General features: G+C 62.1%; 12 protein-coding genes. 8 read left to right on the forward strand and 4 right to left on the reverse strand.

What is annotated here, in order from left to right; genetic code table 11:
• Window positions 1–21: 21 nt before the first annotated feature.
• The 5 genes from J4E63_RS13340 (at window position 22) to J4E63_RS13360 (ending at window position 4,836) form a co-directional block, all read left to right on the forward strand.
• The gene (locus J4E63_RS13340) at window positions 22–900 is read left to right on the forward strand and encodes a hypothetical protein (RefSeq protein WP_060742380.1); all 879 of its coding nucleotides are present in this window, start codon (window positions 22–24) and stop codon (window positions 898–900) included.
• 19 nt (window positions 901–919) lie between these two features.
• Complete coding sequence (locus J4E63_RS13345; protein ID WP_207282255.1) at window positions 920–2,179, forward strand: TIGR02270 family protein; 1,260 nt, start codon at window positions 920–922, stop codon at window positions 2,177–2,179.
• Between the two features lie 59 nt (window positions 2,180–2,238).
• A complete protein-coding gene (locus J4E63_RS13350) occupies window positions 2,239–3,018 on the forward strand; it encodes an SDR family NAD(P)-dependent oxidoreductase (RefSeq protein WP_207282256.1) in 780 nt (259 codons plus the stop codon).
• Between the two features lie 180 nt (window positions 3,019–3,198).
• The gene (locus tag J4E63_RS13355) at window positions 3,199–4,131 is read left to right on the forward strand and encodes an NAD(P)-dependent alcohol dehydrogenase (protein WP_207282257.1); all 933 of its coding nucleotides are present in this window, start codon (window positions 3,199–3,201) and stop codon (window positions 4,129–4,131) included.
• Between the two features lie 3 nt (window positions 4,132–4,134).
• Complete coding sequence (locus tag J4E63_RS13360) at window positions 4,135–4,836, forward strand: YafY family protein (RefSeq protein ID WP_203225767.1); 702 nt, start codon at window positions 4,135–4,137, stop codon at window positions 4,834–4,836.
• 118 nt (window positions 4,837–4,954) lie between these two features.
• On the opposite strand, the gene J4E63_RS13365 is transcribed toward J4E63_RS13360, so the two are convergent.
• Complete coding sequence (locus J4E63_RS13365) at window positions 4,955–5,836, reverse strand: LysR family transcriptional regulator (protein ID WP_207282258.1); 882 nt, start codon at window positions 5,834–5,836, stop codon at window positions 4,955–4,957.
• 152 nt (window positions 5,837–5,988) lie between these two features.
• Between J4E63_RS13365 and J4E63_RS13370 the strand changes: the two genes are divergently transcribed.
• The 3 genes from J4E63_RS13370 to J4E63_RS13380 all read left to right on the forward strand — a co-directional run bounded on the left by J4E63_RS13370 (window position 5,989) and on the right by J4E63_RS13380 (window position 10,109).
• Entirely contained in the window at window positions 5,989–7,197 is a 1,209-nt protein-coding gene (locus tag J4E63_RS13370; RefSeq protein WP_192260302.1) for an MFS transporter, read from the forward strand.
• 185 nt (window positions 7,198–7,382) lie between these two features.
• Window positions 7,383–7,856 carry a (2Fe-2S)-binding protein gene (locus J4E63_RS13375; RefSeq protein ID WP_192260309.1) on the forward strand — a complete coding sequence of 158 codons (474 nt, stop codon included), beginning with the start codon at window positions 7,383–7,385 and terminating at the stop codon, window positions 7,854–7,856.
• 12 nt (window positions 7,857–7,868) lie between these two features.
• Entirely contained in the window at window positions 7,869–10,109 is a 2,241-nt protein-coding gene (locus J4E63_RS13380; protein ID WP_207282259.1) for a xanthine dehydrogenase family protein molybdopterin-binding subunit, read from the forward strand.
• A 46-nt stretch (window positions 10,110–10,155) separates the two neighbouring features.
• Here J4E63_RS13380 and J4E63_RS13385 read toward each other — a convergent pair whose 3' ends face one another.
• The 3 genes from J4E63_RS13385 to J4E63_RS13395 all read right to left on the reverse strand — a co-directional run bounded on the left by J4E63_RS13385 (window position 10,156) and on the right by J4E63_RS13395 (window position 13,348).
• Window positions 10,156–11,064 carry an AraC family transcriptional regulator N-terminal domain-containing protein gene (locus J4E63_RS13385; RefSeq protein WP_207282260.1) on the reverse strand — a complete coding sequence of 303 codons (909 nt, stop codon included), beginning with the start codon at window positions 11,062–11,064 and terminating at the stop codon, window positions 10,156–10,158.
• A gap of 242 nt (window positions 11,065–11,306) precedes the next feature.
• Entirely contained in the window at window positions 11,307–12,053 is a 747-nt protein-coding gene (locus tag J4E63_RS13390; protein WP_207282261.1) for a YkgJ family cysteine cluster protein, read from the reverse strand.
• A 227-nt stretch (window positions 12,054–12,280) separates the two neighbouring features.
• Window positions 12,281–13,348 (reverse strand): alpha/beta fold hydrolase, encoded by a 1,068-nt coding sequence (locus J4E63_RS13395; protein WP_207282262.1) that lies wholly within the window; start codon window positions 13,346–13,348, stop codon window positions 12,281–12,283.
• Window positions 13,349–13,430 lie beyond the last annotated feature (82 nt).

A 13,430-nucleotide genomic window follows, 5' to 3' on the forward strand; every position in this document is an offset into this window, starting at 1 on the left:
CTCAATTGGAGCAGGGACGACATGACTCAAACATTGGATTGGACGCTGAGCCGAGTAGCGGTCTTTGATAAAAACCGCGTTTATGTACTCGCCTACTCCAAACGCGAGCCCGGCACTCGCGTTTTTCGATGGACCGGAGGATGGGACAACTATTATGTTCAAGGGATCTGCGCCGGTATCTGCGCCGTTCGCGGCGCCCCTCCCGAAATCCTGACGCTGTGTGCCGATGGTCGCGTTCATCGCGCTGCGCCTGACGGGCAAGCCTACGAGGATATCGTCGCGGAAAAACCCAGCAAGCACGGTTTGCTGCGCGACATCCGCCCTATCGGTGCAAATGTCTACGCCACCGGCTTCGGCCGCCAAGTCTATGTTCGAAAGGACAGAGTCTGGCAGCGCTGCGACAAAGGGGTGGTTGAAGACCCGACCGCCGACAGCCTCAGTGGCTTCGAGTCCATCGACGGTTTTAATGAAGATGAAATCTATGCCACCGGTAACCAGGGCGAAATCTGGTACCGCTGGCAGGGTACCTGGCAGCGCAGCGAAAGCCCGACCAACATCATTCTGGAAAACGTTCTCTGCGCGCCCGATGGCGTGGTTTACATCTCCGGCCAGTTGGGCATCGTCATGCGAGGTCGTCTCGACCGCTGGGAGCTCGTTGAGCACGAGCTCACTGAAGATACCTTCTGGGACATGGCCTGGTTCAATGATCAACTCTGGCTGTCAACCACCAAAGCCCTCTATACGCTACAAGGCGACAAGCTGGAGAAGGTCGAGACAGGACTTCCCGGCGATCAGACCTTCAGATACCTCGACGCGAATGAGCAGTGCCTATGGTCATCCGGTGAACGACACCTTGCCGCTTTTGACGGAGCGAATTGGACACGCATACCCAGTCCTTGAGACGAATGCAGAGAAATACATGGAAAGTTTGTCACCGATTCTCGACCAACATACCGAAGAGGCCAGTTTCCTCGCGGTCCTAAGGGACTATGCCGTACGTGCGCCACACTACGATCTGGACCACCTCGGCACGCTCGACAACCGCATCGACGCTCATCTCGATGGCCTGCGTATCGCCGGCCCAGCGGGGCTGGAAACCCTGCTGGGCCAACTCGGCCCACACGCCATCGGCGAGATGTTCGCCAGCGTGGTGCTGGCTTTCGAGGCGGCCAACGCTAAAGCGCTGTCGCGGCTCAGCGAGCAGTTGCGCAGTGCCTTGGAAACGGAGCGCGGTTACCTGATGGCCCTGGGCTGGCTCGACTGGGAACGGGTGGCTCCGTGGATAGAACGTATGCTCGCCTCCCCCGAGCCGCTGTTTCGCCGTCTCGGCCTGGCGGCCTGCGGCATGCATCGCCGCGACCCCGGCCCCGCCCTGCTGGCCGGACTTTCCGATGCCGACCCAAGCGTGCTGGCACGTGCCGCCCGCACGGTTGGCGAACTGCGCCGGCGTGACCTGTTCCCGACGATGCGTGCCCACCGCCAGCATGAAGACGCCGCCACGCGCTTCTGGGCCAATTGGGCCACTGTCCAAATGGGCGACCAGCAGGCGTTGGAGCCTCTGCGCTCATTCGCCGAGCAACCGGGCGAGTTCCAGTACCGCGCGCTCTGCGTACTGCTGGCTTGGCAAGAACGCGAACCCAGCATCGCCTGGATACGGCAATTGGTACAGGATCCCCGGGATCGGCGCATCGGCCTCCAGGCCCTTGGATTGCTGGGCGATCCGGTCAGCGTGCCCTGGTTGATCCAGCAGATGAGCGACCCGCCCTATGCCCGCGTCGCCGGTGAAGCCTTCAGCCTGATCAGCGGCGCTGACCTGGCGTTGCTTGATCTGGAATTGCAGGACCTGCCGGATTTCGATGCAGGCCCGAACGACAACCCTGAAGATCCCAATGTCGCCATGGACCCCGATGAAAACCTGCCCTGGCCCGACCCGCAGGCAATCGAACGATGGTGGCAAGCCAACGGCGGACACTTTCAGGTGGGGACTCGTTACATGCTGGGATTGGCCCATAGCGAACACAGCTTTCAGCAAGCCCTTGCCCGCGGCCAGCAACGCCAGCGCATCGCCGCGGCCTGCGGTCTCGCCCGCTTCCGGCCAGACGAGGTGCTTTTCCCTACCAGCGCACCGGCTTGGCGGCAAAAGCGCTTGTTGGGAATGACGGCGCTGTTCGGGCGTTGACCAGGATGTTTATATAGCGCTCCGACACCTGGCAATCACTTATCCCCTCTGGAGGCACCATGCCTAACGCAACTGGACAGAACCCTGTGGCACTCATCAGTGGGGTTGGCAGTGAGATCGGCATCGGCATGGCGATCGCGCGCAGGCTGGGCGCCGCCGGCGCCCGATTGATCATCACCGCGAGCAGTGCACGCATCCTTGAGCGCGTCGCGGAATTGCGTGCCGAAGGGTTCGAAGTCGAAGGGCGGGCCCTCGATCTTACCGATGAAAGCCAGGTTCGTGAGTTTATGGCGTGGGCGGAGTCCCTCTGGGGCCAGATCGATATCCTGGTCAACAACGCGGGCATGGCCATGCAAGGCAGCCCGGAGTTTTTTTCCGACTTGGCAAGCATGGATCTGCACACCTGGAACCTGACGCTGGGGCGAAACCTGACCACGGCCTTTCTGCTGACACGGGCTGTTCTGCCCGGCATGCGGGCGCGCCGATACGGGCGCATCGTCAACATCAGCTCCACGACCGGCACCCGCTGCAGTAACCCCGGTGAAGCGGCTTACAGCGCCGCGAAGGCCGCGATGGTCGGAATGAGCATGAGCCTGGCGCTGGAAGTCGCCAAGCAAGGAGTGACTGTAAACAGCGTCGCTCCCGGCTGGATCAGCACAGGGTCGACCACTGCCGAGGAAGCCACCGCGGCAGGCTACACGCCGATGGGCCGGGCGGGACGGCCCGAAGAGGTGGCGGCACTGGTGGCTTTTCTGGCGTCTTCAGAGGCGAGCTACATCACGGGCGAAGTCATCGTGGTGGATGGCGGAAACTGCCTGGTGGAGAACAAGGCCCCTTGATCTGAACGTGGGCCCCAGCGGCCGCTCGTGCTTATAGCCTGGCAAAACAATGGTGACAGAAACTGACCCTGTCGATGGTTAGAGTGAAATGGTTGGCCGCAGGAAACGATGCGCTGGAAACAACGCCCCCTGCCCCATCCCTGTTTCTACCTCACCAATCATCCAGAGTAAGCGTCGGCTATGAAGCGTATCCAGTATCACAATTACGGCGGGCCGCAGGTGATGAAGCTCGAAGCCTTTACGTTGGCTTCACCGGGTCAAGGCGAAGTCGCTGTGAAAGTCAGATTCGCCGCCATCAACCCTATCGACTGGAAGTTGCGCAGCGGGCAGATGAAGATCGTTACGGGCAGGTCCTTCCCCCGGGCCATGGGCATGGATTTCTCCGGCGTCGTCATGGCGGTGGGCAGCAACGTGACGCGGTTTAAAGTGGGTGATGCTGTTTTTGGTCTCGCTCGCTTCAAGGAAAGTGGTGCGCTGGCAGAAGCCGTGGTCACCAGGGAGTCGCTGCTGGCCAGCAAACCCGAGAATGTCTCCTTTGAACAAGCCGCCTGCCTCGGGACACCGGGAACGACGGCCTGGAACGGATTGCGGGACAAGGCCGGACTGACCGCGGGCCAGCGCGTCTTCATCAATGGTTGCAGTGGCGCGGTCGGTGAAGCCTGCGTGCAAATAGCGCGCATGGTGGGGGCCACTATCACCGGTTCGTGCAGTGAAGAGACGCTAGGGCGGGCGCGGCAACTGGGGGTCGATACGGTTCACGACTATCGCAAAACCGATCTGTCCAGGCTGCCTGAACGTTTTGATGTGGTGTACGACACGGCAGCCACCATGGCTCTGCCGGTCGGCCTCAACCTGCTGCGTAAAGGTGGCGTGCTGCTGGATCTGAATCCAAGCCCCGGCAAGTTCATTCGCTCCTTTTTTGATAAGCGCCTGAAACCTATCATCTGCACACCGCGCCCCGAGGTCCTCGACACGCTCGCCCAAGCCGCCCAGAATGGCAGCTTCCGGCTTCCTGTGGCGCAAGTGGTGCCTCTTGACGATGCGATCCAGCTTGTCGCGGCCATCGAGGGAGGCAGGAAACTCCGTGGCAAGGCCCTCGTGGCCATGGACTGAAACGTGTCAAGAAGCCATAGATTATTCGACCTCATGCAAGTGCTTCGGCGTCATCGCGGGACGGTTTCCGGTGTCACGCTGTCCCGTGAACTGAATGTCTCATTGCGTACCATCCGACGGGACGTCATCACGCTGCAGTCGATGGGGGCGGACATCGTTGGCGAACCCGGCGTTGGCTACATCTTGCGCCCGGGTTTTCTGTTGCCGCCATTGAGTTTCACCGAGGAAGAAATCCAGGCACTGATGGCCGGCGCGCAATGGGTCAGCCGCCAAACCGATGAAGGCCTGGCCCACGCCGTTCAAAACGCATTGGCCAAGATCGACAGCGTCCTGCCGCCACACATGCGGCGGACCTTGGACAACGACACGATTTACGTCAGTCGCAATCAAGGCGCCCCGGCGGCGCTGGATCTGGCGCAGGTCCGGCTGGCGCTTCGCGAACAACGCAAAATGCAGATCGTCTACAAGGACGAAAATGGGGAGCAGACGCAACGAACCCTCTGGCCGATCATGCTGGGGTTCGTCGAGGCGCAGCGGTATATCGCAGGCTGGTGCGAACTGCGCGGCGACTATCGTTTGTTCCGAACGGACCGGATCGTCGAGGTGGGTTTCCTGGAGGAGCGCTACGCCCGTCCCCGGCAACAGCTGGTCAAGGAATGGCGCTCCCGGGACGCGCACCCGTGCAAACAGAAAGACTGCAGTTAGCAGCCCACTTGCTCTATGGCCAGCACATTTCCCCTGTGGGGCTGGAGGTGGACATGAGTGTTGTGCCTGCTGAAGATTGAGGGTGGGCGCGAGCCTGCTCGCGATGGCGATGGTTCAGTCACTTGAATAACTCACTGCTCATGAAGTCAATGAACACCCGCAGTTTCGGCGCCAGGTGTTTGCTTGAGGGCCAGAGCATGCGGAAGGTGTTCTGATGCTTGTTGAAGTCGTCCAGGACGGTGACCAGCTCACCGGCCGCGATGGCCTCACGCACAGTGAAGTCCGGCACGCAGGCAATCCCCAGCGCATCATGCACCACGTGCAGCAACGCCTCGGTGGTGTTGCAGACCAGGTTCGCCGGCAGGTTGAGTTCCGGCTCCCCGTCCCCGTTTACCGGCCAGACTTGCATCCTGCCAGTACTGGGAAACTTGTATAACAGGCAGGCATGACGCAGAAGATCCGTCGGTACGTGCGGTGTGCCGTGTTCGGCGAAGTACCGGGGCGAACCGACCACAACGAGCTTGAACGGGCCCAACGGACGGGACATCAGCCGGGAGTCGTTCGGCTCTCCGGTCCGAATGACCGCATCGAAACCCTCCTCGATGATGTCCACCAGCCTGTCGGAAAAATCCAGGTCCAGTTCAATACTGGGGTAGCGCCGCATGAAGGCGATCAGCGTCGGCATGACCAGGTCCGCAACGAGGGGCAGGCTCACGCGCAGTTTGCCCCGTGGCGCTTTGCGGGTTTGCGACAGTTCCTGTTCGGCCGCTTCGACTTCGCAGAGAATGCGCCGGCAGCGTTCGAGAAACAGCGTCCCTTCCGCCGTCAGCGTGATACTTCGTGTGCTGCGGTGAAACAGCCGCACACCCAGCCGTTCCTCGAGCCGGGCGACGCTTTTGCCCACCGCCGAAGACGAAATGCCCAGCGCCCTGCCCGCCTCTGAAAAACTGCGGGTTTCGGCCGCGCGCACAAAAAAATCAATCCCGCTCAGTGATTCCACGCCAGCCTCCCATTGCGGACATTTTTTCCGATGTGTTGTGCACTCTAGCATTCTTGTCTCGACAAAGAGGGGCACCTACCGTAGTCGACACTTATCAATCTGCGATTGACCGCGTCGTCCCGGCGGGTCAGGAGCGCTCCAGCAGGTGACACATGACGATTGCCAACCCCCCTATCGATGCCGATGCCGAGGTCATTCAAGACACTGCGCCGCTCCCCATCGGATCACTGTTTGCCCTCGCACTGGCGGCGTTCGTGACCATCCTCACCGAAGCCTTGCCCGCCGGTCTTCTTTCACAGATCAGCGAAGGGCTGGCGATCTCCGAAGCCCTCGCCGGCCAACTGGTAACGGTCTACGCGATAGGCTCCTTGCTGGCGGCCATTCCATTGACCGCCGCGACCCAAGGCATGCGACGCAGATCGCTCTTGCTGACGGCAATCGCCGGTTTCGCCGTTGCCAATACCGTCACGACGTTTTCTACCCATTATGGTTTGACGATTGTCGCGCGCTTGCTGGGTGGCGTATCGGCCGGGCTGCTGTGGGCCTTGTTGGCCGGTTATGCCGCCCGCATGGTGCCCGAAAGCCAGAAAGGTCGAGCGATTGCAATCGCCATGGTGGGCGCGCCCTTGGCGTTGTCCCTGGGCGTACCGGCTGGCACGCTGCTCGGCAACCTGGTCGGCTGGCGAATGAGCTTCGCCATCATGAGCCTGTTCGCCGTGGCCTTGATGGTCTGGGTACGACTCAAGGTGCCTGACTTTCCCGGACAGGCCTCCAACAAACGTCTTGCCTTGGGCCAGGTCTTCACCCTGCCGGGCGTTCGCTCGGTGTTGTTCGTGGTACTGGCTTTTGTCCTGGCGCACAACATTCTCTTTACCTACATCGCTCCTTTTTTGACGGCGGCAGGCCTGGGCGAGCGGACGGATCTGGTCCTGTTGGTCTTTGGCGTCGCGTCGTTACTGGGGATCTGGGTCGTCGGCGTGCTGATCGATCGCCATCTGCGGGCGCTGACGCTCGCAGGTACGGTGCTGTTCGCCCTCTCGGCAATGATGCTAGGGGCAATGAGCGACAGGCCTGCGGCGGTGTATATCGCCGTGGCCGCTTGGGGAATCGCTTTCGGAGGGGCTGGGACGCTGTTCCAGACGGCCATCGCCAAGACAGCCGGAGATGCGGCGGATCTGGCCCAGTCAATGCTGGTCACGGCCTGGAACCTGGCCATTGCCGGCGGCGGGATCGTCGGCGGCATCCTGCTCGACCACCTGGGGGTCGTGGCGTTTGCGCCGGTCCTGGTCGTTCTCCTGCTGCTGACGTTGGCAGTGGTGTGGTCTGCCAGGCAGTACGGGTTTACAGCAGGCATGGGCTGAACATGCAATCCGCTCAATGAATAGCCATCCACGATAGCCCCCCGTCACTGACATCAACAGCGTGCACCTCCACGGGGCACGCTGATTCGCATGATCAGGCAATAATCAGCCCGAATCGTGCAACCCACCCCGACTATTCCTTCCTATAGTTAACCAGAGCCAAACCATCTGGAGCTGGTCCCCCTATGAGCGCCCTGAACATCAACGGCCGTGAATACACGGTCGACGTCGACCCTGGCACCCCTATCCTCTGGACCCTGCGCGACACGCTGGGCATGACCGGCACCAAGTTCGGCTGCGGCGCGGCGCTGTGTGGCGCCTGCACCGTGCACCTGGATGGCCAGGCCATTCGTTCCTGCGTGACGCCCATCGCCGCCGCCGTCGGCAAGAAGATCACCACCATCGAAGCGGCAACCAACGGCAGTGATCCGGTGGGCAGCGCCGTGCACGAGGCGTGGGTCAAACACGACGTGGCGCAATGCGGCTACTGCCAGAGTGGCCAGATCATGAGCGCAACGGCTTTTCTCAAGGCCCAGCCCAAGGGCAAGCAGCCCACGGCGGCCGAGATCGACTCGGCCATGGCCGGCAATATCTGCCGCTGTGGCACTTACGCCCGAATCCGCGCCGCGGTGGCTGATGCCGCCAAAGCCATTGCCTGATCGGAGCTGACCATGCTGAACGAGATCTTCCCGAACGAGCTCCCCCGCGCCTTGCAACATATGCTTGAACGTGACGAGGCTGACGGCCCCGCTGCCCTGCCCCGGCGCAGCTTCCTCAAGATCGTCGGCATCGGCGGACTGGCCTTGGGTGCGTTTCCACACCTGGCCCTGGCGCAGGAAGCCAATGGCGCTGTCGCGGCGCCGCTCAAACCGACCCAGCAACCCTCCGCATTCGTGCAGATCGCGCCCAATGGCGAGGTCACGGTCACCATCAATCGGTTGGAATTCGGCCAGGGCGTGCAGACCGGCCTGCCCATGATTCTCGCCGAAGAACTGGATGCCGACTGGAGCCTGGTGCGCAGTCGCAACGGCAGCAATGACGTGGCCTACATGGACCCGGCGTTCGGCATCCACCTCACGGGTGGTTCCAACACGATCAAGAACAGCTACACCCAGTACCGCGAACTTGGCGCCCGTGCTCGCGCCATGCTGCTGAGTGCGGCCGCCGCACGCTGGAACGTGGACGTGGCGAGCCTGAGTACCCAGGCCGGCATGGTGCTCGGCCCGGCGGGCCGTAAAGCGAGCTACGGCGAACTGGCGCAAGCGGCGATGGCGATGCCTGTACCTGAGCAGATCACCCTCAAGGACCCCAAGGATTTCCGCATCATCGGCCAGGCCACCACACGCATCGATGCCAAGGCCAAGAGCAGCGGCCAGCAGGATTTCGGCATCGACATGCACCTGCCGGGGCAACTGACGGCGGTCGTCGCCCGGCCACCGGTGTTCGGCGCCAGAATCGCTGCTCTGGACGACAGCGCGGCGCGGGCCACCAAAGGCGTGAAGGCCGTGTTGCGCATACCGCTGGATGGCGGCGCCGAAGGTGTCGCGGTGGTTGCCGACAGTTACTGGCAGGCGAAGCTGGCACGCGATGCGCTGAAGGTGGAATGGAATGCGTCCGCCGTGGAAAAGGTGGACAGCGAAAAACAATTGGCTCAATACCGCGAGCTGGCCAGCCAGCCCGGCCCGTTGCACTTCGATGCCGACATGACGCCGCTCGCCACGGCGCCGCATCGACTGGAGGCCGAGTTCCTGTTCCCCTACCTCGCCCATGCCCCCATGGAACCGCTCAATTGCACCGTGCAGCTTGCCGGCGATGGCGCTCAGTTGTGGGTCGGCACACAATTCCCTGGCGGCGATGCGGCGGCCGCCGCCAAGGTGCTGAACCTCAAGCCCGAGCAGATCCAGGTGAACGTGCAAACCGCTGGCGGAGGTTTTGGCCGGCGCGGCGTACCCACCAACGATTTCGTGGTACTGGCTTGCGAAGTGGCCAAGGCCGCCCGCACCGCCGGGGTCGATGCGCCTATCCGCACACTCTGGAGCCGGGAAGACGACATCAAGGGCGGCTACTACCGCCCCATGCACCTGCACCGTGCGCGCATCGGTTTTGATGACAGTGGCAAGGTTCTCGCCTGGGACCACGCCTTGGTTGGCCAATCGATCATCACCGGTACCGTGTTTGGCGGGCGGGTGAAAAATGGCATCGACCCGACCGCCACCGAGGGCCTGCGCGACCCGTATCCGCTGCCTATGCGGCTGACGGTGCATCACCCGAAACTCAACGTCCCCGTACTGTGGTGGCGCAGCGTCGGTTCCACCCATACGGCTTTTGTGATGGAAACACTGATCGACGAGATCGCCCGCACCACCAAACAGGATCCGGTGGCCTACCGGATGAAGCTGTTTGGCGACCAGAGCCCACGCCATCGCGCGGCGCTGCAATTGGCCGTGGACAAGAGCGAGTACGGCAAGCGCCAGCTACCGGCGGGCCGTGCCTGGGGCGTGGCGGTCCACGAGTCGTTCAGTTCGGTGGTGGCTTATGTGGTCGAGGCCTCGGTGCAGGATGGCCGTCCGGTGCTGCACAACGTGACCGCTGGCGTGCACTGCAACCTGGCCGTCAACCCACGCAGTGTCGAGGCCCAGGTCCAAGGCGCGGCGCTGATGGGCTTGTCGATGTGCCTGCCCGGTGGCGCCATCACCCTGAAAGACGGCGTCGTGCAGCAGAGCAATTTTGCTGACTTCAGCGTGCCGCGCATTACCGACATGCCGGAATTCGCCGTCCACATCGTGCCCAGCGCCGAGCCGCCCACGGGAATGGGCGAACCCGGCCTGCCAGCGTTGGCCCCGGCGTTTGCCAATGCCGTGGCGAGCCTGACGGGCAAACCGTTGCGTGAGTTGCCGTTCAAGTTGGCGTGAGCGGCGCTTGAGGCTGCCTGGCCGCAATGCCAGGCAAGCCTCACGATCACAAGCGAATCCGCTTGATATCCCGCTGCGGGGGCTCTCCAAACAGGCGACTGTATTCGCGACTGAACTGCGAGGCACTTTCGTAGCCCACCAGCCCCCCTGCACTGCTCGCGTCGACCTTCTGGCTCAACATCAATTGCCGAGCAGCCTGCAGCCGCAGTTGCTTCTGGTATTGCAACGGGCTCATTCCGGTCACGGTCCGAAAATGCTGGCGGAAAGTGGAAGGACTCATGTGCGCTTGCGCCGCCAGGTCGTCCATGCGCAACGCCTGGCGAAAATTCAGTTTCAGCCAGGCGACCGTCTTGGCAATGTGTTGGCTGGGTGAACCGGCGGCGATGACATGCAGCAGCTGCGGCGCATGGGCACCGTTCAACAGGCGAGCGACAACCTCTTCCTTGATCAGCGGGGCCACGGTCTCGAGCAACTGCGGCTCGTCCAGCAGGTCTATCAAACGCCTCAGGGCATCCAGCACCCCGGCATCCAGCGCCTGTACGGTAATCGGTCGAAACGCGTCGTCTTTCATGCGTTGTGACAGCTGCATGCGCTCGGCCACTTGCATCACCATCGTGCTGTCGAATCTCAGCATCATGCCCAGGAACGGCTTGGCGACGCTGGCCTCGGAGATGTGGGAAATGACCGGCAGATCCACGCAAGTCACCATGGACTGGCCGGGGGCATAAGTCAGTATCTCGTCCCCGATCATGGCTTGCTTGCGGCCTTGCAAGGTCACGCCAATGCCCAGGCCGTAGATGCAGTGCATGGGCGCGGTGATTGCTTTGCGCCGATGCAGGCTCAAACCGGCGATGGCGGTCATCTGGTCACCATCGCTGGGCACAAGCTGGCTGACCGAGCCGGCCAGGCGACTGAGGTCGCAGGCGCCCGTGTCGCTTTTGAAATCGGTGTGCACACTTCACTCCTTGAAACATCGGGCCCACGACTTGCGGTGACGCCGAACACTGCTCGGCATCACCGCAAATCGTTGATGAACATGGACGCAGTATGCTGGGTCGGCGGTTCGGACCGCTTGCCTGATTGTCGCAATTTCTTGCACGATTCAACGAGCCGTCACCGACGCAAGCCACCCAAACCTATGTATTACAAGATGTTTCGAGAACTGAAAATGCACAAAGCGATGGCCTGGTTCGAAAACTAAAGCCCCTGGAAGATATAGCCGGTTGAGCGTTGGTCATCCAACGCGACACCTGCTTGCAGCAGTCGTTGGGCCAGGGCCGGCGTTTCGACCCGCACTTTCCAGTTCAGGCCTGTCGGTGCCTCGGGGGCGCGGTCGTAGCGAATGATCGCTTCAACCAACTGCGCCCGATCAGGCAAGTACACCGCCAACGCGTTGCCCTTCCAGGCGGCGACGTGCATGCCCAGCGCTTCACACAGCGCAATCTTGGCCTGGGCATCGTCCCGGTCCGCCTGGCGGGAACGTTCGATCTGATCGGCCAGGATCGGATCGACGACGCGGTCGGTAAACAAGACCTCCCCCGTCTCCCAGACTTCGGGAGGACAGATCTTGTCGGCTGGACGCAAGGCAATGTGCGGATTGATTTCCATCGGGTAGATTCGACAGACCAACGGCCGCTCTTCATAGATGCCGCAACGACCGTCGTCGCCGAGATTGCCGCACTGGGTCAGGGCATTGCCGGCCAACACCGCAACGACTCGGATCCGGGCATCGCCACTGGTGACTTCCACGGCTCTTTGGGCGCTATGGGCGAATTGTCGGGGCTCCGAAGGCCAGGTCGACTCATCGAACGCCTCCAGCACGACCGCCACCTCATGTCCGCGTTGCAACCATTGCCTCGCCTCGTCCAACGTCAGTGGAATCAGCCGACCTTTGCAGCAAATCCCGCAGCCGTTGCAGGCAAAACGGACAGTATTGTTTTCCATATCAAGCACTCGCACACATGTTTTCGACCGCCTTCAGCAGGCCCCGCCACTGCGATACAGCTGTGGCAGGGCCTCCGGGCCGCGAGAGTATGTGGAGCGAAACGCCAATCCGCTTGCCGGATCCGCCGACATAGTTGCCTGATCCAAGGTGTTTTCAGAGGTCAGCCCTTGGCAGGAAAAACCGTTGCTTCAGGCAACCCTTCACTGCAGATGCCGGGAACGCGGCATCATTGAAGATGATCGGCGTCGATCACTGCCTGGGCGAACGCCTGCGGCGCTTCTTGCGGCAGGTTGTGACCTATGCCGCCGTCGATCAGGCGATGCTCATATTTGCCGGTGAAGCGCTTGGCATAGGCTTCAGCGGGCGGATGGGGAGCGCCGTTGGCGTCGCCTTCCAGGGTGATGGTCGGTACGCCGATCGACGGGAACTTGGCCAGCTTCTTTTCCAGCCCGTCGTACCTGGCCTCACCCTTGACCAGACCCAGACGCCAGCGATAGTTGAAGATTGAAACCGCGACATGATCGGGGTTCTGCAGGGCGGTGGCGCTTCGGTCGTACGTCGCGTCATCGAAGTTCCACTGCGGCGACGCCAGCTTCCAGATCAGCTTGGCGAAGTCGTGGGTGTTTTTCTCGTAGCCGAGGCGGCCACGCTCTGTCGTAAAGTAGAACTGATACCACCACTGCAACTCCGCGGCCGGCGGCAACGGCGCCTTGCCGGCCTCCTGGCTGCCGATCAGGTAGCCACTCACCGCCACCAGCGCCTTCACCCGCTCCGGCCAAAGGGCCGCGACAATATCAGCGGTGCGTGCGCCCCAGTCATAACCGCCCAGCACGGCCTGCTTGATGTTCAGCGCGTCCATGAAATCGATGAGATCGCTTGCCAGCGCGGAAGGCTGGCCGTTGCGCAGGGTCTTGGCAGACAGGAAGCGCGTATCGCCATAACCGCGGGCATAGGGAATCAACACGCGATAGCCCTTATCCGCCAGCGCCGGCGCCACATCTGCATAGCTATGGATGTCGTAGGGCCAACCGTGCAACAGGATCACCACTGGCCCATCGGCGGGGCCGACCTCGGCATAGGCAACGTCCAGCAACCCAGCCTTGACATGCTTGAGCGGGCCGAACGACGTGTGGCTGCCGGGGGTAATCGCGCCGACAGTGCTCGCCGGCACATCGGCCGCGCTTGCCTGGGACGAGGTCAATCCCAAGGCGCCAAGTTGCATCATTGCCAACGCCAGAAGGGTTGGCGCGAGCAAGCGGCGATGCCGGGGAGCGGAGGTCGAGTTTATGTCCATGTGAAGCTCCTTGCGAACGACGTGGGGTGAGCCGGTGAGACGGCTTGGGCTGTCTCGATGGGTCCCATTTGACGTTGGCCAG

The organism is Pseudomonas sp. FW300-N2F2, assembly GCF_017351655.1.
GTDB classification, from domain to species: domain Bacteria; phylum Pseudomonadota; class Gammaproteobacteria; order Pseudomonadales; family Pseudomonadaceae; genus Aquipseudomonas; species Aquipseudomonas fluorescens_AA.

Coding starts and splice junctions, on each gene's coding strand:
- J4E63_RS13340 (WP_060742380.1), top strand. CDS start 22: ATGACTCAAACATTGGATTGGACGCTGAGCCGAGTAGCGGTCTTTGAT.
- J4E63_RS13345 (WP_207282255.1), top strand. CDS start 920: ATGGAAAGTTTGTCACCGATTCTCGACCAACATACCGAAGAGGCCAGT.
- J4E63_RS13350 (WP_207282256.1), top strand. CDS start 2,239: ATGCCTAACGCAACTGGACAGAACCCTGTGGCACTCATCAGTGGGGTT.
- J4E63_RS13355 (WP_207282257.1), top strand. CDS start 3,199: ATGAAGCGTATCCAGTATCACAATTACGGCGGGCCGCAGGTGATGAAG.
- J4E63_RS13370 (WP_192260302.1), top strand. CDS start 5,989: ATGACGATTGCCAACCCCCCTATCGATGCCGATGCCGAGGTCATTCAA.
- J4E63_RS13375 (WP_192260309.1), top strand. CDS start 7,383: ATGAGCGCCCTGAACATCAACGGCCGTGAATACACGGTCGACGTCGAC.
- J4E63_RS13380 (WP_207282259.1), top strand. CDS start 7,869: ATGCTGAACGAGATCTTCCCGAACGAGCTCCCCCGCGCCTTGCAACAT.
- J4E63_RS13390 (WP_207282261.1), bottom strand. CDS start 12,053: ATGGAAAACAATACTGTCCGTTTTGCCTGCAACGGCTGCGGGATTTGC.
- J4E63_RS13395 (WP_207282262.1), bottom strand. CDS start 13,348: ATGGACATAAACTCGACCTCCGCTCCCCGGCATCGCCGCTTGCTCGCG.